Raw genomic sequence first — 19,104 nt, 5'->3', positions numbered from 1 at the left:
GTTCTAAAATCAAATGGGAGGTCTCGATGAAAATTGCGATGTGGTCTGGCCCGAGAAACTTGTCGACGGCATTGATGTACTCGTTCGCGTCGCGAGCAGATACGAGCGTGGTCGATGAGCCTCTTTATGCGGCATACCTCGCAAATACAGGGTTAGAGCACCCAATGCGTGACGAAATCCTTGCATCGCAGTCTCAGGATTTTGACAGCGTCATCGCACGTTTGGTTGGACCCCAAGAAACCCAGATTACCTATCAAAAGCAAATGACTCATCATCTTCCAGATGAACTTTCGCTTGATTGGCTATTGTCTATGCACAACGTGCTATTGTTACGACATCCAGCCAGAGTTGTTGCAAGCTACGCCGCCAAGCGCGCGGAAATTGGTCTTGATGATCTTGGATTCGGCCAGCAAAAACGCATTTTTGATTTCCTGCGTGACAGAAACGCGCCGGTCGTTGTTATCGATAGCACCGATATTCGAGCGCATCCCGAGGCAAACCTCCGCGCGCTTTGCTCTGCGCTGGGCCTAAGCTGGGACGCCTCAATGCTGTCTTGGACGCTTGGTCCAAACCCGAATGACGGAGTTTGGGCCAGCCATTGGTATGGGGCGATCCACAACAGCACTGGGTTCCAAGATGCAGAAGGATCGCTTCCACGGCTGAATCCAGGTTTGCAATTAATCGCAGATCGAGCGATGCCGATCTACGACGCATTGTCAGAGCATCGACTGCTTATTTAAGGCGACGATCCCGAGCTGCGAGCAACTTCAAACGAAGAGCATTGAGCTGAATGAAACCAGCAGCATCTTTTTGATCATACGCACCTGCGTCGTCTTCGAATGTCACGTGAGCCTCGGAATAGAGGCTGTGATCCGACCAACGACCCACTGTTCGAGCAAGACCCTTGTACAGCTTCAAACGTACCGTGCCTGTCACATGCTTTTGGCTTTCGTCGATCATAGCCTGCAACATTTCGCGCTCTGGCGAGAACCAAAACCCGTTGTAGATCAGCTCTGCATATTTCGGCATCAGCTCGTCTTTGAGGTGCGCGGCACCCCGGTCCAAAGTGATGCTTTCGATCCCGCGGTGCGCCTCGAGCAAAACAGTTCCACCAGGCGTCTCATAGATGCCGCGTGACTTCATGCCGACAAATCGACCTTCGACTAAATCAAGACGACCGACCCCGTGCTTGCCACCAAGCTCGTTCAGTTTCGTCAGAACAGTCGCAGGAGACATGCGTTCGCCGTTGATCCCAACTGCGTCGCCACGTTCGAATTCGATCTCGATATACTCGGGCTCGTTTGGTGCGTCTTCTGGATTTACCGTACGCTGATAAACATAATCTGGTGCTTCGTCTTTTGGATCTTCGAGAACCTTACCTTCGGACGACGTATGCAACAGGTTAGCATCAACCGAGAATGGTGCTTCGCCGCGCTTGTCTTTGGCGATTGGGATTTGATGCTGCTCAGCAAAATCAATCAGTTTGGTCCGGCTCGACAGCTCCCATTCGCGCCAAGGAGCGATGACCTTGATGTCGGGGTTCAACGCATAGGCAGCCAATTCAAAGCGAACCTGATCGTTGCCTTTGCCAGTCGCGCCATGCGCCACAGCATCTGCACCAGTTTCTTCGGCGATTTCGACCAACCTTTTTGAGATCAAAGGCCGGGCAATCGATGTGCCGAGCAAATACAAACCTTCGTACACTGCGTTGGCGCGGAACATTGGGAACACAAAGTCACGAACAAACTCTTCGCGGACGTCTTCGATATAGATGTCCGAGGCACCCATAAGCTCTGCCTTGGCGCGCGCTGGTTCCAGCTCTTCGCCTTGTCCCAGATCAGCGGTAAAGGTCACAACCTCGCATCCATACTCGGTTTGCAGCCACTTCAGAATGATCGAAGTATCGAGGCCGCCAGAATAGGCGAGAACAACTTTTTTAGGTGCGGACATCTTATCTGTCTCCGTCTGCGTCATTTCGGCTGCGACCTAACGGGTTTTGGGCATCAAGACAAGCAAGGCCATTGACCAACACATGAGGTCGATGCGACGAACGGACTTGAATCATTTGTTTCCGAGGGCCTCTCATGGGATTTGCTATTTTTCGTCACGCGCTGACAATGGTGTTTCGCAATTTGTTGGATGCGTTCAAAGTGTCGCTCATTCCTTTTGGCATTGCTGTCGTTGTGACGGTTTTTGTCACAGGAACACTGATAGGCTCTGACTTGCTGACTGGACATATCGATGTGCAAGATGCCCCACTGCAACTAGCCGTGCTGTCGCTGTTGATGGTCGTCGTTTATATGTTCTCGTTCTCGTGGGTGGCTGTAAATTGGCACCGGTTTATCCTACTCGAAGAATACCCAAGATGGTTCCCAGAGTTCCGCAGCCGTCCGATTGGCCCATACATCTGGCACACAATCAAAGCCGCGCTTTTGCTGATGGTCTGCCTGATCCCAATTATGCTGATTGGCAGTTTCCTTGCATCTGCTCTGGGCTCTCTTGGCGCGCAACTACTCGTCGCTATTGTAACATTCGCGATCTCTTATGGCTGGTTGCGTATCGCGATGGGGTTGGCTGGAACGTCTATCGGGCAACCCATCGGTTTGCGCGCGTCTTGGGCTGAAACTGCTCCTTTGTCGGGTGCGATTTGGGGAACTGCGTTTTGCGTTATGGTAATGGGAATGGTCGCGACATTGTTTGAAACGATTGGTGGCCCCGTCATTGGCCCATTCATAGGGATCGTGGTAAATTGGATCACCTTTATCGTCGGCGTTAGCATTCTGACTACGCTCTATGGTCATACCGTTCAGGGCCGTGACCTGGTTTGAGCGATCGCTCGACATATATTGCGAATTCAAGAAGCGCTGTTGCATCAATGCGAGAGCTCTTTGACGAAACACCGCTTCAACGTAATGACCATTTGTCAGCAATGTATGATGCTGACGTTTGGCTCAAGCGTGAAGACCTGACGTCAGTACGGTCCTACAAAATCCGAGGCGCGACCAATGCAATGCGCCGCGCGCTCGAACGGGATCCTGTTCAAAAGATGTTTGTTTGCGCCAGTGCGGGCAACCATGCACAGGGCGTCGCGTTTGCTTGTCGTCAATTGAATGTCCGTGGTGTGATTTTCATGCCTGTGACAACACCCCAACAAAAGATCAACAAGACCAAGATTTTTGGCGGCTCACAAATCGAGGTGGTTCTAACGGGTGACTACTTTGATGACACACTTGCCGCGGCTCAGTCATACTGCATCGATCATAAAGGGCATTTCCTGTCCCCATTCGACGACCCGGATGTGATCGAAGGGCAGTCGACGGTGGGGATCGAAATCCTTGATCAAATGGGTGAAATGCCTGACTTGATCATCCTTCCTGTCGGTGGTGGCGGTTTATCATCAGGCGTCACATCTGTTTTGGGAACTGAAAGGCTTTTATGTGTCGAGCCTGTGGGCGCGGCCAGCCTAACTGCAGCGTTGGCCAACGGGGCAGAGGTCACGCTAGAAAAGGTGGACAACTTTGTTGACGGCGCAGCTGTTGCGCGGATGGGGGCAAACACGTTTGAGCTTCTTAAGCATCTCAACCCGGATCAGGTGCGGACAGTTCAAGAAGATCGAATCTGTTCGACGTTGATCGAGATGTTGAATGTAGAGGGCGTTGTTCTCGAGCCTGCAGGCGCTCTGGCGATCGATGTATTGAAGGATATCCAAGATGAGATTAAAGGCAAAACGGTTGTCTGTGTCACGTCTGGTGGAAACTTTGATTTCGAGCGCTTGCCGGACGTCAAAGAGCGAGCGCAACGATTTCTGGGTCTCAAAAAGTATTTCTTGCTTCGCTTGCCACAGCGCCCCGGAGCTCTGAAAGATTTTCTGTCGATGTTGGGTCCGGATGACGATATCGCTCGGTTCGAATACCTCAAGAAATCAGCGAGAAACTTTGGGACTGTCCTTATCGGAATCGAAACAACGGACGCTCTAAATTTTGATCGGCTGATCGTGGATCTTGAGGGCGCTGGATTCAAAATGCAGGACATCACAAACGACGCGACGATAGCTGAGTTTGTGATCTAGTCACGCACTGCGTGGGTCTGCAAAGAATGTGGTTTTAGATGTTAGATAGCATGCTTCGACATCGGCTGGTTTAACCGCCTGACCGTCTTGATTGTTCGGCTCACATAGTGAAGCCAATTCGGTGAACCCCAGATTGAGAGCGCTTCCTTTGATAAAGTGAAGGCGTTCAAGTGTCGTTTGGTGATCCGTCGCGAGTGGCAAGTCTTTGATCGCCAGATCGACTTCAGACAGGAACAATTCGATGATTTAGCGAAAGCCATCCTGACCAAAGTCTTCCTTCAATTCTACATTGCGGTCCCATGCAATCATATACCAACTCCAACACGATCAATGCGTTGATATCAGCAGGGGATTAAGAATGTCTTAGATTGCGTCTTTACCCCTTTTTAACAGCGACTGAGGTATTTCGGCGTGGAACCCTGAAAGGTGTAAGAGCGATCTCGGACCAGATTCAAACGGCCGATCCTGTATCGTCGCATAGTGCTGTGCGTAAGATACTGATCGCTGACGACAGCCGGCTTCAGCGGATGCTGCTGTCTACTATATTGGGTCGGTGGGGCTACTAAGTTATTGAAGCGCAGACGGGCCAAGAGGCGCTTGCTCTCGCTATCCAAGAACGACCAGATCTGATTTTAAGTGATTGGGTCATGCCTGAAATATCTGGCCCAGAGCTGTGTAAACAGATCAGGCAAGAGCTGTCCGGCCAGTATGTCTATTTCATTTTTTTGACTTCCAAGAGCGAGAAAACTGAAGTCGCAGAAGGCTTGGTTTTTGGGGCCGATGACTTCCTAACCAAACCGGTCAATACCCAAGAACTGCGCGCAAGGATTTCAGCAGGAGAACGCATCTTGCAGATGGAGCGGGCTTTGATCGAAAAGACCCAAGAGCTAGGTTCTGCGCTGGCCGAGATTCAAAAGCTCTACAATGATTTGATTGAGGCCAAAGGCCTTCAACAATCTTTGCTTCCTGAAACACAAAAGGACTTTGGAGCGGCTAAGGTCTCGATCGTTTTGCAGTCGAGCGGACACTTGGGAGGCGATCTCGTTAGCTATTTTCCAGTCAATGATCGCCGTATTGGATTTTTCGGTCTCGATGTTTCTGGACACGGCATTTCATCTGCCATGATGACTGCGCGTCTGGCGGGTCTGTTGTCTCGTGCTGCGCCTGATCAGAATATGGCGATCATTTGAACCGGTAATGGTAGCCTGATCGCACGATCGCCTTGTGATGTTGCGGCACAACTAAACGATGTCGTGCTGACAGAAATGAATACGGATCAATACCTGACGTTGTTGCTTGGACACCTCGACTTGCAAACAGGGCGAATGGTGATGACCCAAGCAGGGCATCCCTTTCCTGTTCTACAGCGTGCCAACGGAGATATTAAATTTCTTGGGAACGGTGGTTTTCCGATTGGATTGATTGAAGATGCCGCGTTCGATCAGTTCGATTTGATGCTCGAACTAGGTGACCGCGTGTTGATTCTATCGGACGGAATCATGGAATGTGTCGACCCAGCGGGAAACATGCTTCGTGATGAAGGACTGCTGGATCTTGTCCGTGAAAACAAATCACTACGAGGCAACGACTTTCTCGAAGCATTGATCTGGAACCTGAACGGCTTTGCATGTGATCAAGAATTCCCAGACGATGTTTCAGCAATCTTGATCGAGTATGAAGATCCTAACCGAGAAACAGCCTAAGGAAAGCAGCATCGCCTTCGTTTCCTAACAAATCCAACGCGACCATCTGATCCACAAAAATGGCGGTGTGATTTGGTTCGGTTGGGGGCCCAAGACGGTAAATGGGTCGTGCCACGTAGATATGGCACAGCTTTTCAGCCCATTTTTCATATTCTGGCATGTACACAAAACGTCGAAACGCACCTAATTTCTGGGGTGGCCCAATGCGCCAGCCTGTCTCTTCAAAAACTTCGCGATGAACTGCGGCGATCGGGTGCTCGCCGGGATCTATCCCGCCACCTGGTAGCTGAAATTCGGGCGTGGGTTTAGCCTGATGGGTCAAAAGGATCGTGCCATCGCGCGGCAGAATCACATATGCGCCTGGCCGATGTTGATAAATCTGGTTTGGGTCGACCCGCTCGCCATATCGTCTGATCATTTTTGCCCCCTTGGACCCGAGGTTGTAGCGCCTATATACACGCGATATGCCAATCCGTGGCAGCTAAGGAAACCCCGATGACCAATTCAAAGCCTGACTGGGATGACACCGTTCTCCCGTTTCAACTGGATATGTCCGATATTCGTGGCCGTATTGCACGGCTCGACGGCGTGCTGGACGATGTTTTGCGCCAACATGACTATCCCCCTGCGATCGAGGTATTGGTCGCAGAGATGGCATTGCTTACAGCGATGATCGGTCAAATGGTGAAACTGCGATGGAAGCTGTCATTGCAAGTGCGCGGTGACGGGCCTGCGCGCATCATTGCGACGGATTACTACGGACCAACTGACGACGGGCAACCTGCTAGAATGCGAGCCTACGCCAGCTTTGATGAAACACGAATTGATAATACGACCAAACCATTCGAGCTTATCGGGAAAGGGTACTTTGCGCTGTTGTTGGATCAAGGCAACGATATGAAGCCTTATCAGGGCCTCACACCAATCGCAGGTGGGTCATTGTCTGTCTGTGCTGAAACCTACTTTGCTCAGTCTGAACAGATACCGACACGGTTTGCGCTGACCTATGGAAAATCGCAGATACCCGGCAAGGACGAAGGTTGGCGTGCGGGTGGTGTCATGTTGCAGCATATGCCCAAAGCATCCCCTCTGATGTCATCCGATGGTGCGACTGGAGAAGACGGCTTGATGGCAGCGACGGATGCGCTTGATAGTGATGGGGCAGAGAACTGGAACCGCGCGAACACATTGCTGGATACCGTCGAAGAGATGGAATTGGTCGGCCCAACTGTGTCGCCGTCCCAATTGTTGCTGCGCCTCTTCCACGAAGAAAAACCGCGCATCTATGAAGCGCAAGATATCCGGTTCGGCTGTTCTTGTTCCCCTGAACGTGTGCGCGACAGTCTCTCGATATATTCGGCCAAGGATATTGCACACATGACGACTGATGACGGCAAAGTAACGGCTGACTGTCAGTTTTGTGGGTCGCACTACGAATTTGACCCTGCGACCTTGGGGTTCGAGGCGAATGATGCAGACCCAGCCAGCTGAGACAAAATCCCATCTGGGTGCTGCAATATCTCGGGTTCAAGGCGGGTCGTCTGATTTTGACCTTAACCCAGAGATGGCACCCAAGGGTGTGACGCTTCGCGATGCGTCGGTCTTAGTTTTGGTGGATCTTTCTTCGGCGCAACCTGAATTCATTTTGACCAAGAGAGCGTCACAAATGCGAAATCATGGCGGCCAAATCGCCTTTGCAGGTGGCAAGCGCGATGAGGATGATGCCTCTGGTATTGAAACCGCTCTGCGAGAAGCTCAAGAAGAAATCGCTCTTGATCCAGCAGCCGTCGAGGTGATTGGGTCACTGCCCAGTCACCAGACGGTCACGGGGTTCAATGTGACCCCAGTTGTTGGCGTTCTCTCTAAACCGTTTGATCCAGTCATCGACCCCGGCGAGGTTGCCGAAGTCTTTCGTGTTCCCTACGATTTTTTGATGAATTCTGAGAGCTACCAAATTCAATCACGTAGATGGCGCGGCACGCGTCGCATGTTTTATACGGTACCGTTTGGTCCCTATTATATTTGGGGTGCGACAGCTCGGATATTGCGGGCATTGGCGGATGGTTTTTCGAAATGACCCAGATCGACGGTCAATGGATGAAGTCGCCTGCAGTGCAAAGAGTCTTTGAGATCTACGCTGATGCGGGGTTCGAGCTTTTCTTTGTCGGGGGATGTGTACGCAACGCAGTGCTGGATTTACCAATACACGACGTTGATCTGTCGTCGAATGCGACCCCTGAACAGGGAACAAAAATCGCATCGGCCGCTGGGTTGAAAGTGATCTCAACAGGCTACGATCATGGAACGATAACTGTAGTTTCGGATGGTACTCCGCTAGAAATCACTTCGTTTCGTCGGGATGTGGAGACGTACGGACGGCGGGCCGTTGTGGCCTATTCTCAATCTATCGATGACGATGCGCGCAGGCGTGATTTCACTATGAACGCCCTCTATGCGCGCGCAACCGGTGAGGTTGTTGATCCTCTTGGGGGATTGTTAGACCTCTATGCGCGCCGGCTTCGGTTTATTGAAAACGCAGATCAACGTATCCAAGAAGACTTTCTGCGCAGTCTTAGGTTTTTTAGATTTCACGCGCTCTATGCAGATCAAACTTTGGGTTTTGAGCCAGAGGCAATTGCCGCAATTTCCGGCAATCTAGACGGGCTAGAGACCCTCCCAAAAGAGCGTATTGGTGCCGAAATGGTCAAGCTTTTGGCGGCAACTGATCCGGCACCTGCGATCGCAACAATGGGCCAATGTGGCGTATTGATGCGCGTTCTGCCGGGTGCTGCAGCTGCTGCGCTTGCTGTTTTGGTTCATGTTGAAGAGGCTTATAGCGTCGCCCCGAATGCGATCCGTCGGCTCTGTGTTGTTGGCGGAGAGGACCCCGTACGGGATCTCAGGTTGAGCAAGGCGCAGGCCAAAGAGCTGAACGTTCTGAAAGAGGGACTAGGGTCGCTCATGTCCGCCGCAGAGTTGGGTTACCGTTTGGGTAGCACCGCAGCCATTGATGTGTTGTTGCTGCGAGCAGCGACTGCGGGAATGATGTTGGACCCTCGTGAAATTGATGCAGCAATCCGTGGTGATGCCCAAGTCTGCCCAATTGCCGCTTCGGATTTGTCCGATAGCTTCCAGGGCTGGGCTCTGGGAGAAGAGCTCAAGAGGCTCGAAGCTGTTTGGATCGCATCAGATCTCTCGGCCACTAAGTCTGAACTCTTGGGATGATACCGTGGGCCCTCTATAGCTTTGTCTTTCTGGGCCTGTTTTCTCCGGGGCCTAACGTCATCTTGCTGACCACTTCTGGCGCACGTTTTGGTCTAAAAGCCACTTTGCCGCATGTGTTCGGCGTCGTGGTTGGGGTTGGCATCACTTCTTCACTTGCTGGTTTTGGAATTGGAACGGCTTTGGGGCAGTTGCCTTGGTTGGCGCTCGTGTTGAAATGTGTCGCCGCGGGCTGGATTTTGTTCATGGCATACAAGCTGTGGCATTCCGCCCCGCCGCGTAGAGAAACCTCAACTGAGCGCCCCTTTACCTTTGTCGAAGCGGTCCTCTTTCAATGGGTAAACCCCAAGGTTTGGGCGGTCGCCCTTAGTGCGACGGCGTACACGAACAATCTGCCCGCAATTGAACAAGCATTTTTGTTGGGAACTGCATTCTCGGGTTTGAATTTGGTCGTCTGCCTCTTTTGGTCGACAACTGGTTCGCTACTCTCAACTCTCTTAAATGATCAGTCAAAATGGCGGATCTTTGCGCGCGGTATGGCGATCGCGCTGGTCGTATTTTCGGTGCTTGTTTTCCTCTAGCCTAAGATGCGCTATGAGATGGCTCACAGATCGAGAGGCCCGATATGTTTCAATTTTTTGAACGCCTCGTTGACCCCTACACGCCGTATATTGAGACGAACAAACCGTCCCGTCGGCTGTGGCCTTTTTTGCGAGACTACATGCAGCCCTTTAAAAAGGTGCTTTGGATGGCGGCTGTCACATCCCTCGTTGTGGCTGCTGTTGAACTGTGGCTGATTTTTTACATGGGGCTTCTCGTCGATGTGTTGTCGACAAAGGGCGAGGATGAAGTTTGGCAGAGCCATGGAACCGAGCTGATTTGGATAGCGGTGTTCCTGTTGCTGTTTCGACCGGCGATCCAAGTCGTCGATGTGCTGTTGTTGAACAATACGATCCTGCCAAACTTTGGAACACTGATCCGGTGGCGTGCGCATCGACATGTGCTGCGTCAATCTGTTGGTTGGTTTGAAAACGACTTTGCCGGACGTATTGCCAATCGGATTATGCAAACACCACCAGCAGCGGGCGAAGCGATCTACGAAGTGTTCGATGCAATGGCCTATGCGACTGCATTATTTGTAGGGTCGTTTATTCTGCTCTACGATATTGATCTGCGATTGATGGCGCCGCTTTTGATCTGGTTTGTGTTCTACGGTGCTTTGGTGCGTTGGACGATACGAACTGTTGGACCTGCATCGAAACGGTCATCCGACGCGCTCAGTGTGATCACGGGTCGAGTTGTCGACAGTTATACCAACATTCATTCGGTGAAACTGTTCTCTCACAATGAAACCGAAGTTGAATATGCCCATGACGCGATCGAAAACGCGCGGGTCACATTTCAGGGCGAGATGCGGATCCTGACCAAGATGGAGTTGGGATTGGTTCTGCTAAACGGTGCCTTGATCGTGGCTGTTGTTGGCTGGGCGCTGGGCCTGTCGATGTCGGGTCTTGCGTCTGTTGGCGCGGTTGCCGCAGCTGCTGCTTTAACGCTTCGTCTCAATGCGATGACCGGATGGATCATGTGGGCTGTTTCGTCTTTCTTCCGCAATCTCGGTGTTGTGTCCGGAGGGATGGAAACGATTGCCCAACCGATTACGTTGATCGATGCGCCCGACGCCAAGGAGTTGGAACTGGCGAATGGCAAGATCGAGGTCAAAGACCTGACACACCATTATGGGCGTGGTCACGGTGGTCTCGAGGCATTGAATTTGACGATCCAGCCAGGTGAAAAATTGGGGGTTGTCGGTCGTTCTGGCGTGGGTAAGTCAACCTTAGGCAAATTGCTGCTTCGGTTCTACGATATCGAAGCTGGGTCAATCGTGATTGATGGCCAAGACATCTCGACCGTCACACAGGACAGTTTGCGTAACGCCATCGGGATGGTGCAGCAAGACAGCTCTTTGTTGCATCGGTCGGTTCGCGACAACATTCTATATGGCTGTCCGGACGCTACGAATGAGCAAGTGATTAAAGCCGCCCAGCAAGCCGAAGCCCATGACTTTATCCTTGAACTCCAAGACGCGGAGGGGCGGAGAGCATATGACGCCCAAGTTGGCGAGCGAGGGGTCAAGTTGTCGGGAGGTCAACGCCAACGGATCTCGTTGGCGCGCGTCATACTGAAAGACGCGCCCATCTTGTTGTTGGACGAGGCGACCAGCGCTTTGGACTGCGAAGTTGAAGAGCAAATTCAGCAAACGCTTTACGGCATGATGGAAGGCAAAACAGTGATTGCGATCGCACACCGGCTGTCGGCGATTGCCAAGATGGACCGGATTATTGTGATTGATGGTGGAAAAGTTGTGGAAGAAGGCACGCACAGCGCTCTGTTAAAGCAGAACGGACTATACGCGAAATTCTGGTCGCGGCAGTCGGGTGGCTTCATCAACAAAGAGAAACAGTCATGAAATTACAAAACTTAATCGCGCCGTTTCAACCCGCCGAAGGCCCACCACCGCAAAACCTTGGCGGATTCCTTCGGTGGGCTTTGACTGGGTGCTTTCCGGTACTTGTTGTGGCTGCGATTTTTTCTGCGGCCGCCGGCACCTTAGAAGTCGTCACCGCGATCATCTTGGGGCGCGTTATCGACACGGCAGTCGATACTGGGCCCGCCGCATACTTTGCTCAGAATGCGTGGCTGTTGATTGGGTTCGTCATCTTCTTTGTGTTTTTGCGGCCAATCGTATTTGGCATATCGTCGCTTGCGAATGCGGTCGTGATCCAGCCGAATACTAACCCATTGGTTCTGTCTCGCTTGCATCGTTGGTCGATGGGGCAGTCGGTAACATTCTTTGACAATGATTTTGCGGGTCGGATTGCGCAAAAGCAGATGCAGACCGCTCGTGCGATCACGGACGTCACGATGGAGACGATCAGCACAGTCATGTTTGCACTTGCGACCCTGATAGGGTCGGCCATCCTGTTGACGATGATCAATGGCTGGATCGCGTTTGCTCTGTCACTTTGGCTGATCCTCTATTTTGCATTGATCCGTTGGTTCATGCCGCGCATTCGTGTCCGGTCGGCTGATCGCGCAGGTGCACGCGCAATGGTTTCTGGTCAGGTTGTCGATACGATCACGAACATCAAAACGGTCAAGCTGTTTGCTCATGCGGATCACGAAGACCGGGCCGCGCTGGGCGCAATGGATGTGTTTCGCGACAGTGCCGTTGCCTTTGGGCAAATGTCTGCAGCGTTCCGAATTTCACTTATGACGCTGGCTGGGGTTTTGCCGGTTTTCCTGATCGGCGGGACGTTGCTGTTGTGGCAAAACGGGCAGGCGACCGCTGGTGATATTGCAGCGGCTGGATCGGTCTCTATTCGGATTGCCCAAATGACAGGCTGGGTCAGCTACACACTGATGGGGATCTATTCCAACATTGGTGAAGTTGAAGACGGAATGAAAACCCTGACCCCGCCACATGAGCTGGTGAACGCAGATGGCGCCCCCGATCTGCTGGTGACCCAAGGTGTCATCGAATTGCGCAACCTCGACTTTCAGTATGGGCGTGACAAGGGTGGATTGTCGGATGTTTCCCTGACGATTGCCAGCGGAGAGAAGCTCGGGATCGTGGGCGCCTCAGGTGCAGGCAAATCCACCTTGGTCGCTGTTCTGTTGCGCTTGTATGATGCTGAACAGGGCGCTGTCTTGATCGACGGACAGGACCTTCGCGACGTGACCCAAGAAAGCGTTCGCATCAATATCGGAATGGTGACCCAAGAGACGGCCATGTTTAACCGATCTGCGGATGACAACATTCGCTATGGTCGCCCCGATGCGACGTTTGATCAGGTTCAAGATGCGGCAAAGCGTGCCGAAGCCCACGATTTTATCCTTGATCTCGAAGATCATAGAGGCCGCAAGGGATATGACGCACACCTTGGCGAACGTGGTGTAAAGCTTTCTGGTGGTCAGCGCCAACGTATAGCGTTGGCGCGTGCAATTTTGAAGGACGCGCCAATTCTCGTACTAGACGAAGCCACAAGCGCGCTCGACAGCGAGGTTGAATATTCTATCCAAGAGGCGCTGGATCAGGTCATGCAAGGCAAGACAGTTGTGGCAATCGCGCACAGGCTGTCGACGATTTCGCAGATGGATCGCATCATCGTGCTTGAACAAGGCCGCATTGTGGAACAAGGCACCCACGACGATCTATTGGCGCGCGGTGGCTTGTATGCAGGCTATTGGGACAAACAGTCCGGTGGATTTTTACAAACACAGGATGCTGCTGATTAATGCCAACTACTGATATTGTGAAATTGACCCAAAAGGGACTGGGCGCAGATGCCGACGGACGGCTCTTTTTGCGTGCGCTGCCTGGTGAGACTGTTGAGTTTGATCAGGATGATGGGCCGCTGGTGGCCCCTCGGGTGGTTACCCCTTCGACAGATCGAGTGGCGGCGGTGTGCCGACATTTCAAAACCTGCGGCGGTTGCTTGATGCAACACGCGAGCGAACAGAGCGTTGCAGATTGGAAAACAGAGATCGTCAGGCTTGGTCTTGCCAGCCAAGGGATCGAGACAAACATCCTTCCTATTTTGACGTCTCCTCCACAGACACGTCGCCGTGCCAAGTTTGCCGCACGGCGTACCAAGAAAGGCGCGATGATTGGGTTTCACATGCGGGGATCTGACGGGCTGGTTGCCGTGCCCGATTGTCAGCTAGTTACTCCATCGTTGCGATCGATGATCCAGATGCTCGAAGAGTTCACGGTCGAGTTTGGCTCGCGCAAAGGCGAGTTAGCCCTGACAGTGACGGACAGCCTTGGCGGTCTGGATGTCATGGTCGAGAATGGCAAGGAGCTGGTTGATGCTATGCGGGTGACGCTCGCCGCAGCGGCAGGTCGCTACGATTTTGCCCGCCTGACATGGAATGACGAGACGATTGTGACGCGCCGCGCACCAGCGCATCAGTTTGGCAAAGCCCAAGTTGCGCCACCTCCGGGCGCGTTCCTGCAAGCCACGAAAGAAGGCGAGCTTGCACTGACATCAGCGGTGCAAAATGCATTGGGTGATGCGTCTATTGTTGTTGATCTCTTTGCTGGCGCAGGGACATTCACGATACCAATGGCAGAAACTGCACAGGTCCATGCAGTCGAAGGTGTGGCTGACATGCTTGAGACTTTGGATGCAGGTTGGCGGATGGCCACAGGGCTCAAGCGCGTGACGACTGAAGCGCGCGACTTGTTTCGCCGTCCTCTGTTGCCAGATGAATTTCATAAAAAGGATGGCGTTGTCATCGACCCGCCTCGTGCAGGTGCAGAGGCGCAGACCCATGAAATTGCCAATAGCGCGGTTCCATTGGTGGCATCGGTGTCATGCAACCCTGTCACATTCGCGCGTGACGCGCGGATTTTGGTGGATGCGGGTTTTGCGCTGGATTGGGTGCAACCGGTTGACCAGTTTCGGTGGTCAAATCACACAGAAATCGCCGCTCGGTTCTCACGCTAGTGTGACATTCAATCAGGCTGTAAAAATCCGGTAATCCTGTTATGCAGACAAAAAAAACTGAGGCGGTGGTTCTGATGCGGTTGTTTCGTGTCCTTTCGGTATTCTTATTGTTTTTCGTGCTCGTGGGCTGCGGATCCAAATTCAAGACTTACAACGGTCCAGAAGTCACGCGTATCGCCGTCTATAAAGAGGCGCGTACGATGTATTTGATGCACAATAACGAAGTGCTGGAAAAATATGACTTTGCGCTGGGATTTGAACCAGTCGGCCGCAAACAGGTCGAAGGCGACGGCAAGACGCCCGAGGGCAACTACTTTATCGACCGTCGCAACCCAAATAGCCGTTTCCATCTGTCGCTGGGCATTTCCTACCCGAATGCCAATGACGTAGAAGTCGCGCGTGCGCTGGGCATGCCACCCGGCGGCGACATCTTTATCCACGGCACACCCAAAAGGTTTCGCAATAGCGATGACGATTGGACGTGGGGCTGCATCGCGGTCAAAGACCGCGAGATGGAGCAAATCTACGCGATGGTTAAAAACGGAACGGTAATCTCAATCTACCCGTAAAGGGTTAGGATCCCATCACCAGTGTCCACCAAACCTTCCCGTTTGGCTCTTGGAACCATGCAAAGCCCATGTTGGCCGCGTTGGTGTCCAAAATAACGTTCCGAGTTTGCGGCAATTCCATCCATGCAGCCAAGGTTTCAAGCTCGGTCTCGTAGGTCTCAGAGATGTTTTCGCCCAATAGCGTTCCGGTGTAGCCGACACGACGAACACGATCGATGGGTGACGATCCGTCAGATCCAAAGTGCCAAGGGCGGTTTTGCACGGCCATGTCACGAGAATGCGTTGCTGCCGCTGCATTGAGAGGCGCGTCGAGCTTAACTTGCGAAGCACCGGCAGCGAGGCGCAGGGCGTTTACGCTATCCAGCATGCGGAATTGGATGTCGGCCGTATCGCGTGCTTTGATCCGGTACACAGTAGGAAGCGGGTTCCCATCTGGGCCAATACGCGACGAATCGGGTTGTGGCGCACATGCAACCAAGGCCATCATGGCAACAAACAGAAGTGACGTGATACGGTTCATGGTGCGATCGCCTTAATATTTACTCCCCTTCGCTTTAGCGAATTGATCGTTGCGTTTCAAACCCACTTGGCGACGAACCGCCAATCTGACGTTTGTTTGATTTGCGACTGCGTCTTTCCGGCCATATTGAGGCATCAATCGATTTTTAAACAGCGTCAACGGAGATCCTGTTATGAGTAAATTGCCATCCAATTTGACCCGTCGCGGCTTTATCGCGGGTACAGCTGCGGCTGTCGGGACCGGTGCTGCGACGCAATCAACCGAGGTTGAGGGCGAAATTTCACAGTCTTTGCGCCGCAATATTTCGAGCTTTCGTACGCTGAACTGGCAGCCCTATTTCGACAATCTGCGTGGAGGCGCCATTCTGGTAGACCTTCAATCGCGTGCCTTGCACTATTGGTCGGAAGACCAAAGTATCTACAAACTGTATCCAACAAGTGTTCCGCTGTCTGAGGATCTGACACGTCGTGGACGCACGACAATCACGCGTAAAGTTGAAGGGCCAAGCTGGCGCCCGACGCCTGCGATGCGTAAGCGCAACCCTGAATGGCCTGAGTTCGTCGGCCCGGGCCCCGATAATCCCCTTGGATCACACGCGCTGTATCTCAGCTGGACCTACTATCGAATCCACGGCACTCATGACACGCGCAAGATCGGTCGTCGGTCGTCGAATGGCTGTATTGGCCTGTATAATGAGCATATTGCCGAGCTTTACGGCCTGACTAAGAATGGCGCACAGGTGTTGCTAATTTGACGACATTCGAGCCGAGTTTGCACTGCGTTTGTTTCAGACTTGGCATTTTGGCCCCTTTTTGGATTAGAGATAGTCCAGAGGTAAGTCTTGGGGCTTGTCGCCGTCCTCAACATACCAGGCGGCAGGCATTTACTGGAGAGTTTAACATGAAAAATATCGTTCTCGCAGCTGCATTTGCAGGTCTTTCATCCACAGCATTCGCCGGCGGCATGTCCGAGCCATTGATGGAGATGGAACCAGTTGTAATCGTTGAAGAGGCAGGTTCGGCCTCCTCGGGCACAGGCGCAATCGTTGCCCTGATCCTGGTTGCACTGCTGGCAGCAGCTTCCTAATTCGATCTCCGGATCTGAATTACAAAAGGGCGGTTGGTTCATTCCAACCGCCCTTTTTCTATGCTCAACAGACTGTTTCTTGCTTGTTTTGGCGCTTTGCAGCCCGTCAGAAACATTTCTACTTGGCAAATACCCCCCAAATTGACTTATAAACGGCTCGAGGTGTTCACTTGGGGCCTACCAGCCGCCTCGAATTACAGTGCTGGGTGGGTATTTATGGAGTTTAACATGAAAAAGATCGTTCTCGCAGCTGCATTCGCAGGCATCGCATCCACAGCATTCGCCGGTGGCATGTCCGAGCCAATGATGGAAATGGACCCAGTTGTAATCGTTGAAGAGTCAGGTTCATCCTCCTCGGGCACAGGCGCAATTGTTGCCCTGATCCTGGTTGCATTGCTGGCAGCAGCTTCCTAATTAGATCTTCTGATCAGAATTGCGAAAGGGCGGCGCGGTTTACCGATGCCGCCCTTTTTACGTCTACGCGGATGTTTTTAGTCCAACCATCCAGCGAGGTTGTCTTCGATAATCCCGCCCAACGCACTTAGGTGGGCATCATCATCGTTGAGACACGGGATATAGAGAAAATCCCGTCCTCCAGCCTCTTCAAAGCTTTCCTTAATCTCTTCGTTGATCTCTTCGAGCGTCTCGATGCAATCAGCCGAGAAGGCAGGGGCGCAAACGGCAATATTCTTTTTACCTTTTTCGGCAAGGCGCGCGACTTCTTCCACGGTATAGGGCTGCAGCCACTCTTCGGGGCCGAAACGAGATTGAAACGTCGTTGTGATTTCGGTGTCGCTCCAACCTAAACGCTCTTTGAGCAAGCGCGTCGTTTTCTGGCATTGGCAGTGGTATGGGTCGCCTTCCATCAGATACCGCTTGGGCACGCCATGATAGGAACAGACGAGGATATCGGGACGTTTTTCAGCATCCGCATAAGCGCGCTCAATCGACTGGGCTAGCGCATCAATATAGGCCGGTTCTTCAAAATACGCCGGCACGGTACGGACAGACGGCTGCCATTTCTCTTCCATCAATGCCCGAAAGAGTTGATCGTTCGCCGTCGCAGACGTCGCGCCTGCATAGTGCGGATAGAGCGGGAAAAAGATGATCTTTTGGCACCCGGCTTCGACCATCTCGCGGACCTTGGATTTGGTCGACGGATTGCCGTAGCGCATGCAATAATCAACCATGACACGGTCGCCATAGCGCGACTGCATCCGGTCCTTGATCCCTGCGGTCTGTTGTTTGGTGATGGTCAAAAGGGGGCTTTCGTTCGCTTCTTCGTTCCAGATTGATTTGTACGCAGCACCCGAACTGAACGGGCGCTTGGTCAGAATCACGAGCTGGAGCAACGGCTGCCAAAGCCACGCGGAATAATCGACCACGCGTTTGTCAGACAAAAACTCACCCAAATAGCGACGCATTGACCAATAGTCTGTGGCATCTGGTGTCCCAAGATTGGCGAGAAGGATTCCAACCTTGGCAGGTTTAACGTGGGGGTGATCCGACGGAGCATGGACAGGGCAGACCGCCTCTTGGTTGGTTGAGTCGAACATGGTGTCGTGTCCTTTGTCTTGGGTTGGCGGTGTCATGTGTCTGACCCCCGTCGTGTCGGACCGCCCACTGGCGTTTCAATTGTGCCCAGCGCATCCGCCAAACGATTTGTTGCAGACCCCGGGCGAAGCGGTTGAGGTTGATCTTTTGACGGCGCCCAGCCGGTCAGTGTGATTATTTCAAACGTCGCAGGGATGCGATCGCCATCCAGCGCAAAGGCTGCTTTGTAGATACGGTCGGTTTCGTCAAACAGATCACGTTTCACAAATGTTTTGTTCCGTGCGGTCATTGAGTTGGTCTCGCCCATCATACGCAGATCGCGCATCAAGGCAAAAGCGTCCGTGTACGTGGCCGTTGTCTGAACGCCGTCTGCGACTGGCAATGCTAGCCCAGCGCGTTGCAGCAATGCCCCAAGGTCGCGAATTTCCCCCATTGGGGAAACCCGAGGGGACAGCCCGCCACTCACCTTTGTTTCAGCTTCAGCAAGAGAAGCGCGGAGTTCATGCAAAGTTTCACCACCAAAGAGATTGGCCAGAAACATACCGTCAGGGCGCAGCGCGTTTCGCGATTGAATGAGCTGGCCGACTGGATCATTCGCGCGATGCAAGCAAAGCGTATGGATTACCAGATCAAAGGACCGTTGCGGCAGGGCGAGCACGTCGTCAAAGTCCACGACCTTCGCTTTGGGCAAGCGATCCTGCCAGACTTTGGGAAAGCGCGTGATAATCGCGACATCTGTAAAGGTTCTGTTAACCTCTTGTAGTCTTTCATACAGATCATCCGCGGCGATGTCTTGGAAGAGCATCTCGGTGACGCGTGTCGTGCACTGGCAGTCCAGGGGCGGATCAAAGAGGGGCGTTTGCGTTTGCAT

At 52.7% G+C, this 19,104-nt stretch carries 22 protein-coding genes; 16 read left to right on the top strand and 6 right to left on the bottom strand.

Annotation, left to right across the window (positions count from 1 at the left end; translation table 11 throughout):
• Positions 1–26 precede the first annotated feature (26 nt).
• Positions 27–740 (top strand): hypothetical protein, encoded by a 714-nt coding sequence (locus TR2A62_RS12120; RefSeq protein ID WP_009159890.1) that lies wholly within the window; start codon positions 27–29, stop codon positions 738–740.
• Here the strand turns inward: TR2A62_RS12120 and TR2A62_RS12115 are convergent.
• The gene (locus TR2A62_RS12115; protein ID WP_009160529.1) at positions 733–1,950 is read right to left on the bottom strand and encodes an argininosuccinate synthase; all 1,218 of its coding nucleotides are present in this window, start codon (positions 1,948–1,950) and stop codon (positions 733–735) included. The genes TR2A62_RS12120 and TR2A62_RS12115 overlap by 8 nt on opposite strands.
• Before the next feature lie 134 nt (positions 1,951–2,084).
• On the opposite strand from TR2A62_RS12115, the gene TR2A62_RS12110 reads away from it, so the two are divergent.
• Entirely contained in the window at positions 2,085–2,828 is a 744-nt protein-coding gene (locus tag TR2A62_RS12110; protein WP_009158902.1) for a hypothetical protein, read from the top strand.
• Positions 2,825–4,069, top strand: a complete 1,245-nt coding sequence (gene ilvA, locus TR2A62_RS12105; RefSeq protein ID WP_009158048.1) for a threonine ammonia-lyase IlvA — start codon at positions 2,825–2,827, stop codon at positions 4,067–4,069. Before TR2A62_RS12110 ends, ilvA begins: the two co-directional genes overlap by 4 nt.
• On the opposite strand, the gene TR2A62_RS12100 is transcribed toward ilvA, so the two are convergent.
• Complete coding sequence (locus TR2A62_RS12100) at positions 4,070–4,306, bottom strand: Hpt domain-containing protein (protein WP_009160678.1); 237 nt, start codon at positions 4,304–4,306, stop codon at positions 4,070–4,072.
• Between the two features lie 332 nt (positions 4,307–4,638).
• Here TR2A62_RS12100 and TR2A62_RS19580 point away from each other — a divergent pair, with 332 nt between their 5' ends.
• Together TR2A62_RS19580 and TR2A62_RS19575 are read left to right on the top strand one after the other, a co-directional pair.
• Positions 4,639–5,259, top strand: coding sequence for a response regulator (locus tag TR2A62_RS19580; protein WP_369699518.1), 621 nt, complete (start codon positions 4,639–4,641; stop codon positions 5,257–5,259).
• A 15-nt stretch (positions 5,260–5,274) separates the two neighbouring features.
• Positions 5,275–5,772 carry a PP2C family protein-serine/threonine phosphatase gene (locus TR2A62_RS19575; protein ID WP_369699517.1) on the top strand — a complete coding sequence of 166 codons (498 nt, stop codon included), beginning with the start codon at positions 5,275–5,277 and terminating at the stop codon, positions 5,770–5,772.
• Here TR2A62_RS19575 and TR2A62_RS12090 read toward each other — a convergent pair.
• Positions 5,753–6,190, bottom strand: a complete 438-nt coding sequence (locus TR2A62_RS12090; protein ID WP_009158466.1) for an NUDIX hydrolase — start codon at positions 6,188–6,190, stop codon at positions 5,753–5,755. The two genes, TR2A62_RS19575 and TR2A62_RS12090, sit on opposite strands and share 20 nt — an antisense overlap.
• A 77-nt stretch (positions 6,191–6,267) precedes the next feature.
• Between TR2A62_RS12090 and TR2A62_RS12085 the strand changes: the two genes are divergently transcribed.
• From TR2A62_RS12085 to TR2A62_RS12050, 8 genes are read left to right on the top strand one after another with little or no spacing between them, the layout of a single operon-like run.
• Positions 6,268–7,263: an Hsp33 family molecular chaperone HslO gene (locus tag TR2A62_RS12085; protein WP_009160150.1), complete on the top strand. Its 996-nt coding sequence runs from the start codon at positions 6,268–6,270 to the stop codon at positions 7,261–7,263.
• Positions 7,244–7,849 (top strand): CoA pyrophosphatase, encoded by a 606-nt coding sequence (locus tag TR2A62_RS12080; RefSeq protein WP_009158225.1) that lies wholly within the window; start codon positions 7,244–7,246, stop codon positions 7,847–7,849. The genes TR2A62_RS12085 and TR2A62_RS12080 overlap by 20 nt, the downstream gene beginning before the upstream one ends.
• Positions 7,846–8,997 (top strand): CCA tRNA nucleotidyltransferase, encoded by a 1,152-nt coding sequence (locus TR2A62_RS12075; protein ID WP_009157852.1) that lies wholly within the window; start codon positions 7,846–7,848, stop codon positions 8,995–8,997. The genes TR2A62_RS12080 and TR2A62_RS12075 overlap by 4 nt, the downstream gene beginning before the upstream one ends.
• Positions 8,994–9,575: a LysE family translocator gene (locus TR2A62_RS12070; RefSeq protein WP_009160324.1), complete on the top strand. Its 582-nt coding sequence runs from the start codon at positions 8,994–8,996 to the stop codon at positions 9,573–9,575. The genes TR2A62_RS12075 and TR2A62_RS12070 overlap by 4 nt, the downstream gene beginning before the upstream one ends.
• A gap of 44 nt (positions 9,576–9,619) precedes the next feature.
• Positions 9,620–11,461 (top strand): ABC transporter ATP-binding protein, encoded by a 1,842-nt coding sequence (locus TR2A62_RS12065; RefSeq protein ID WP_009160034.1) that lies wholly within the window; start codon positions 9,620–9,622, stop codon positions 11,459–11,461.
• The gene (locus TR2A62_RS12060; RefSeq protein ID WP_009158739.1) at positions 11,458–13,290 is read left to right on the top strand and encodes an ABC transporter ATP-binding protein; all 1,833 of its coding nucleotides are present in this window, start codon (positions 11,458–11,460) and stop codon (positions 13,288–13,290) included. Before TR2A62_RS12065 ends, TR2A62_RS12060 begins: the two co-directional genes overlap by 4 nt.
• Positions 13,290–14,504 (top strand): class I SAM-dependent RNA methyltransferase, encoded by a 1,215-nt coding sequence (locus TR2A62_RS12055; RefSeq protein WP_009158262.1) that lies wholly within the window; start codon positions 13,290–13,292, stop codon positions 14,502–14,504. Before TR2A62_RS12060 ends, TR2A62_RS12055 begins: the two co-directional genes overlap by 1 nt.
• A 41-nt stretch (positions 14,505–14,545) precedes the next feature.
• Complete coding sequence (locus TR2A62_RS12050) at positions 14,546–15,073, top strand: murein L,D-transpeptidase family protein (RefSeq protein ID WP_009157469.1); 528 nt, start codon at positions 14,546–14,548, stop codon at positions 15,071–15,073.
• 4 nt (positions 15,074–15,077) lie between these two features.
• Here TR2A62_RS12050 and TR2A62_RS12045 read toward each other — a convergent pair whose 3' ends face one another.
• Positions 15,078–15,593, bottom strand: a complete 516-nt coding sequence (locus TR2A62_RS12045; RefSeq protein ID WP_009157586.1) for a CAP domain-containing protein — start codon at positions 15,591–15,593, stop codon at positions 15,078–15,080.
• Positions 15,594–15,765: 172 nt separating this feature from the next.
• On the opposite strand from TR2A62_RS12045, the gene TR2A62_RS12040 reads away from it, so the two are divergent.
• The 3 genes from TR2A62_RS12040 (at position 15,766) to TR2A62_RS12030 (ending at position 17,093) form a co-directional block, all read left to right on the top strand.
• The gene (locus tag TR2A62_RS12040) at positions 15,766–16,347 is read left to right on the top strand and encodes a L,D-transpeptidase (protein WP_009159781.1); all 582 of its coding nucleotides are present in this window, start codon (positions 15,766–15,768) and stop codon (positions 16,345–16,347) included.
• 146 nt (positions 16,348–16,493) lie between these two features.
• Positions 16,494–16,679 (top strand): hypothetical protein, encoded by a 186-nt coding sequence (locus TR2A62_RS12035; RefSeq protein WP_009159502.1) that lies wholly within the window; start codon positions 16,494–16,496, stop codon positions 16,677–16,679.
• Between the two features lie 228 nt (positions 16,680–16,907).
• Positions 16,908–17,093 carry a hypothetical protein gene (locus tag TR2A62_RS12030; RefSeq protein ID WP_009157763.1) on the top strand — a complete coding sequence of 62 codons (186 nt, stop codon included), beginning with the start codon at positions 16,908–16,910 and terminating at the stop codon, positions 17,091–17,093.
• Positions 17,094–17,170: 77 nt separating this feature from the next.
• On the opposite strand, the gene hemH is transcribed toward TR2A62_RS12030, so the two are convergent.
• Both hemH and TR2A62_RS12020 read right to left on the bottom strand, forming a co-directional pair.
• Entirely contained in the window at positions 17,171–18,235 is a 1,065-nt protein-coding gene (gene hemH, locus TR2A62_RS12025; RefSeq protein WP_040821503.1) for a ferrochelatase, read from the bottom strand.
• Positions 18,236–18,267: 32 nt separating this feature from the next.
• Positions 18,268–19,104: a methyltransferase domain-containing protein gene (locus TR2A62_RS12020; RefSeq protein ID WP_009159849.1), complete on the bottom strand. Its 837-nt coding sequence runs from the start codon at positions 19,102–19,104 to the stop codon at positions 18,268–18,270.

The sequence above is a fragment of the Thalassobium sp. R2A62 genome, from assembly GCF_000161835.1.
GTDB lineage: Bacteria > Pseudomonadota > Alphaproteobacteria > Rhodobacterales > Rhodobacteraceae > Thalassobium.
The sequence above is the reverse complement of the archived record's forward strand: the minus strand, read 5'-3'. Positions and strand labels throughout refer to the sequence as shown.

What these genes read in the sequence shown, in the direction of transcription:
- TR2A62_RS12060 (WP_009158739.1), top strand. Translation starts at nt 11,458, where the DNA reads ATGAAATTACAAAACTTAATCGCGCCGTTTCAACCCGCCGAAGGCCCA.
- TR2A62_RS12030 (WP_009157763.1), top strand. Translation starts at nt 16,908, where the DNA reads ATGAAAAAGATCGTTCTCGCAGCTGCATTCGCAGGCATCGCATCCACA.
- TR2A62_RS12050 (WP_009157469.1), top strand. Translation starts at nt 14,546, where the DNA reads ATGCAGACAAAAAAAACTGAGGCGGTGGTTCTGATGCGGTTGTTTCGT.
- TR2A62_RS12055 (WP_009158262.1), top strand. Translation starts at nt 13,290, where the DNA reads ATGCCAACTACTGATATTGTGAAATTGACCCAAAAGGGACTGGGCGCA.
- TR2A62_RS12075 (WP_009157852.1), top strand. Translation starts at nt 7,846, where the DNA reads ATGACCCAGATCGACGGTCAATGGATGAAGTCGCCTGCAGTGCAAAGA.
- TR2A62_RS12080 (WP_009158225.1), top strand. Translation starts at nt 7,244, where the DNA reads ATGCAGACCCAGCCAGCTGAGACAAAATCCCATCTGGGTGCTGCAATA.
- TR2A62_RS12035 (WP_009159502.1), top strand. Translation starts at nt 16,494, where the DNA reads ATGAAAAATATCGTTCTCGCAGCTGCATTTGCAGGTCTTTCATCCACA.
- TR2A62_RS12040 (WP_009159781.1), top strand. Translation starts at nt 15,766, where the DNA reads ATGAGTAAATTGCCATCCAATTTGACCCGTCGCGGCTTTATCGCGGGT.
- TR2A62_RS12110 (WP_009158902.1), top strand. Translation starts at nt 2,085, where the DNA reads ATGGGATTTGCTATTTTTCGTCACGCGCTGACAATGGTGTTTCGCAAT.
- TR2A62_RS12070 (WP_009160324.1), top strand. Translation starts at nt 8,994, where the DNA reads ATGATACCGTGGGCCCTCTATAGCTTTGTCTTTCTGGGCCTGTTTTCT.
- hemH (WP_040821503.1), bottom strand. Translation starts at nt 18,235, where the DNA reads ATGTTCGACTCAACCAACCAAGAGGCGGTCTGCCCTGTCCATGCTCCG.
- TR2A62_RS12045 (WP_009157586.1), bottom strand. Translation starts at nt 15,593, where the DNA reads ATGAACCGTATCACGTCACTTCTGTTTGTTGCCATGATGGCCTTGGTT.
- TR2A62_RS12020 (WP_009159849.1), bottom strand. Translation starts at nt 19,104, where the DNA reads ATGCAAACGCAAACGCCCCTCTTTGATCCGCCCCTGGACTGCCAGTGC.
- TR2A62_RS12085 (WP_009160150.1), top strand. Translation starts at nt 6,268, where the DNA reads ATGACCAATTCAAAGCCTGACTGGGATGACACCGTTCTCCCGTTTCAA.
- TR2A62_RS12115 (WP_009160529.1), bottom strand. Translation starts at nt 1,950, where the DNA reads ATGTCCGCACCTAAAAAAGTTGTTCTCGCCTATTCTGGCGGCCTCGAT.
- TR2A62_RS12065 (WP_009160034.1), top strand. Translation starts at nt 9,620, where the DNA reads ATGTTTCAATTTTTTGAACGCCTCGTTGACCCCTACACGCCGTATATT.
- TR2A62_RS12090 (WP_009158466.1), bottom strand. Translation starts at nt 6,190, where the DNA reads ATGATCAGACGATATGGCGAGCGGGTCGACCCAAACCAGATTTATCAA.
- TR2A62_RS12120 (WP_009159890.1), top strand. Translation starts at nt 27, where the DNA reads ATGAAAATTGCGATGTGGTCTGGCCCGAGAAACTTGTCGACGGCATTG.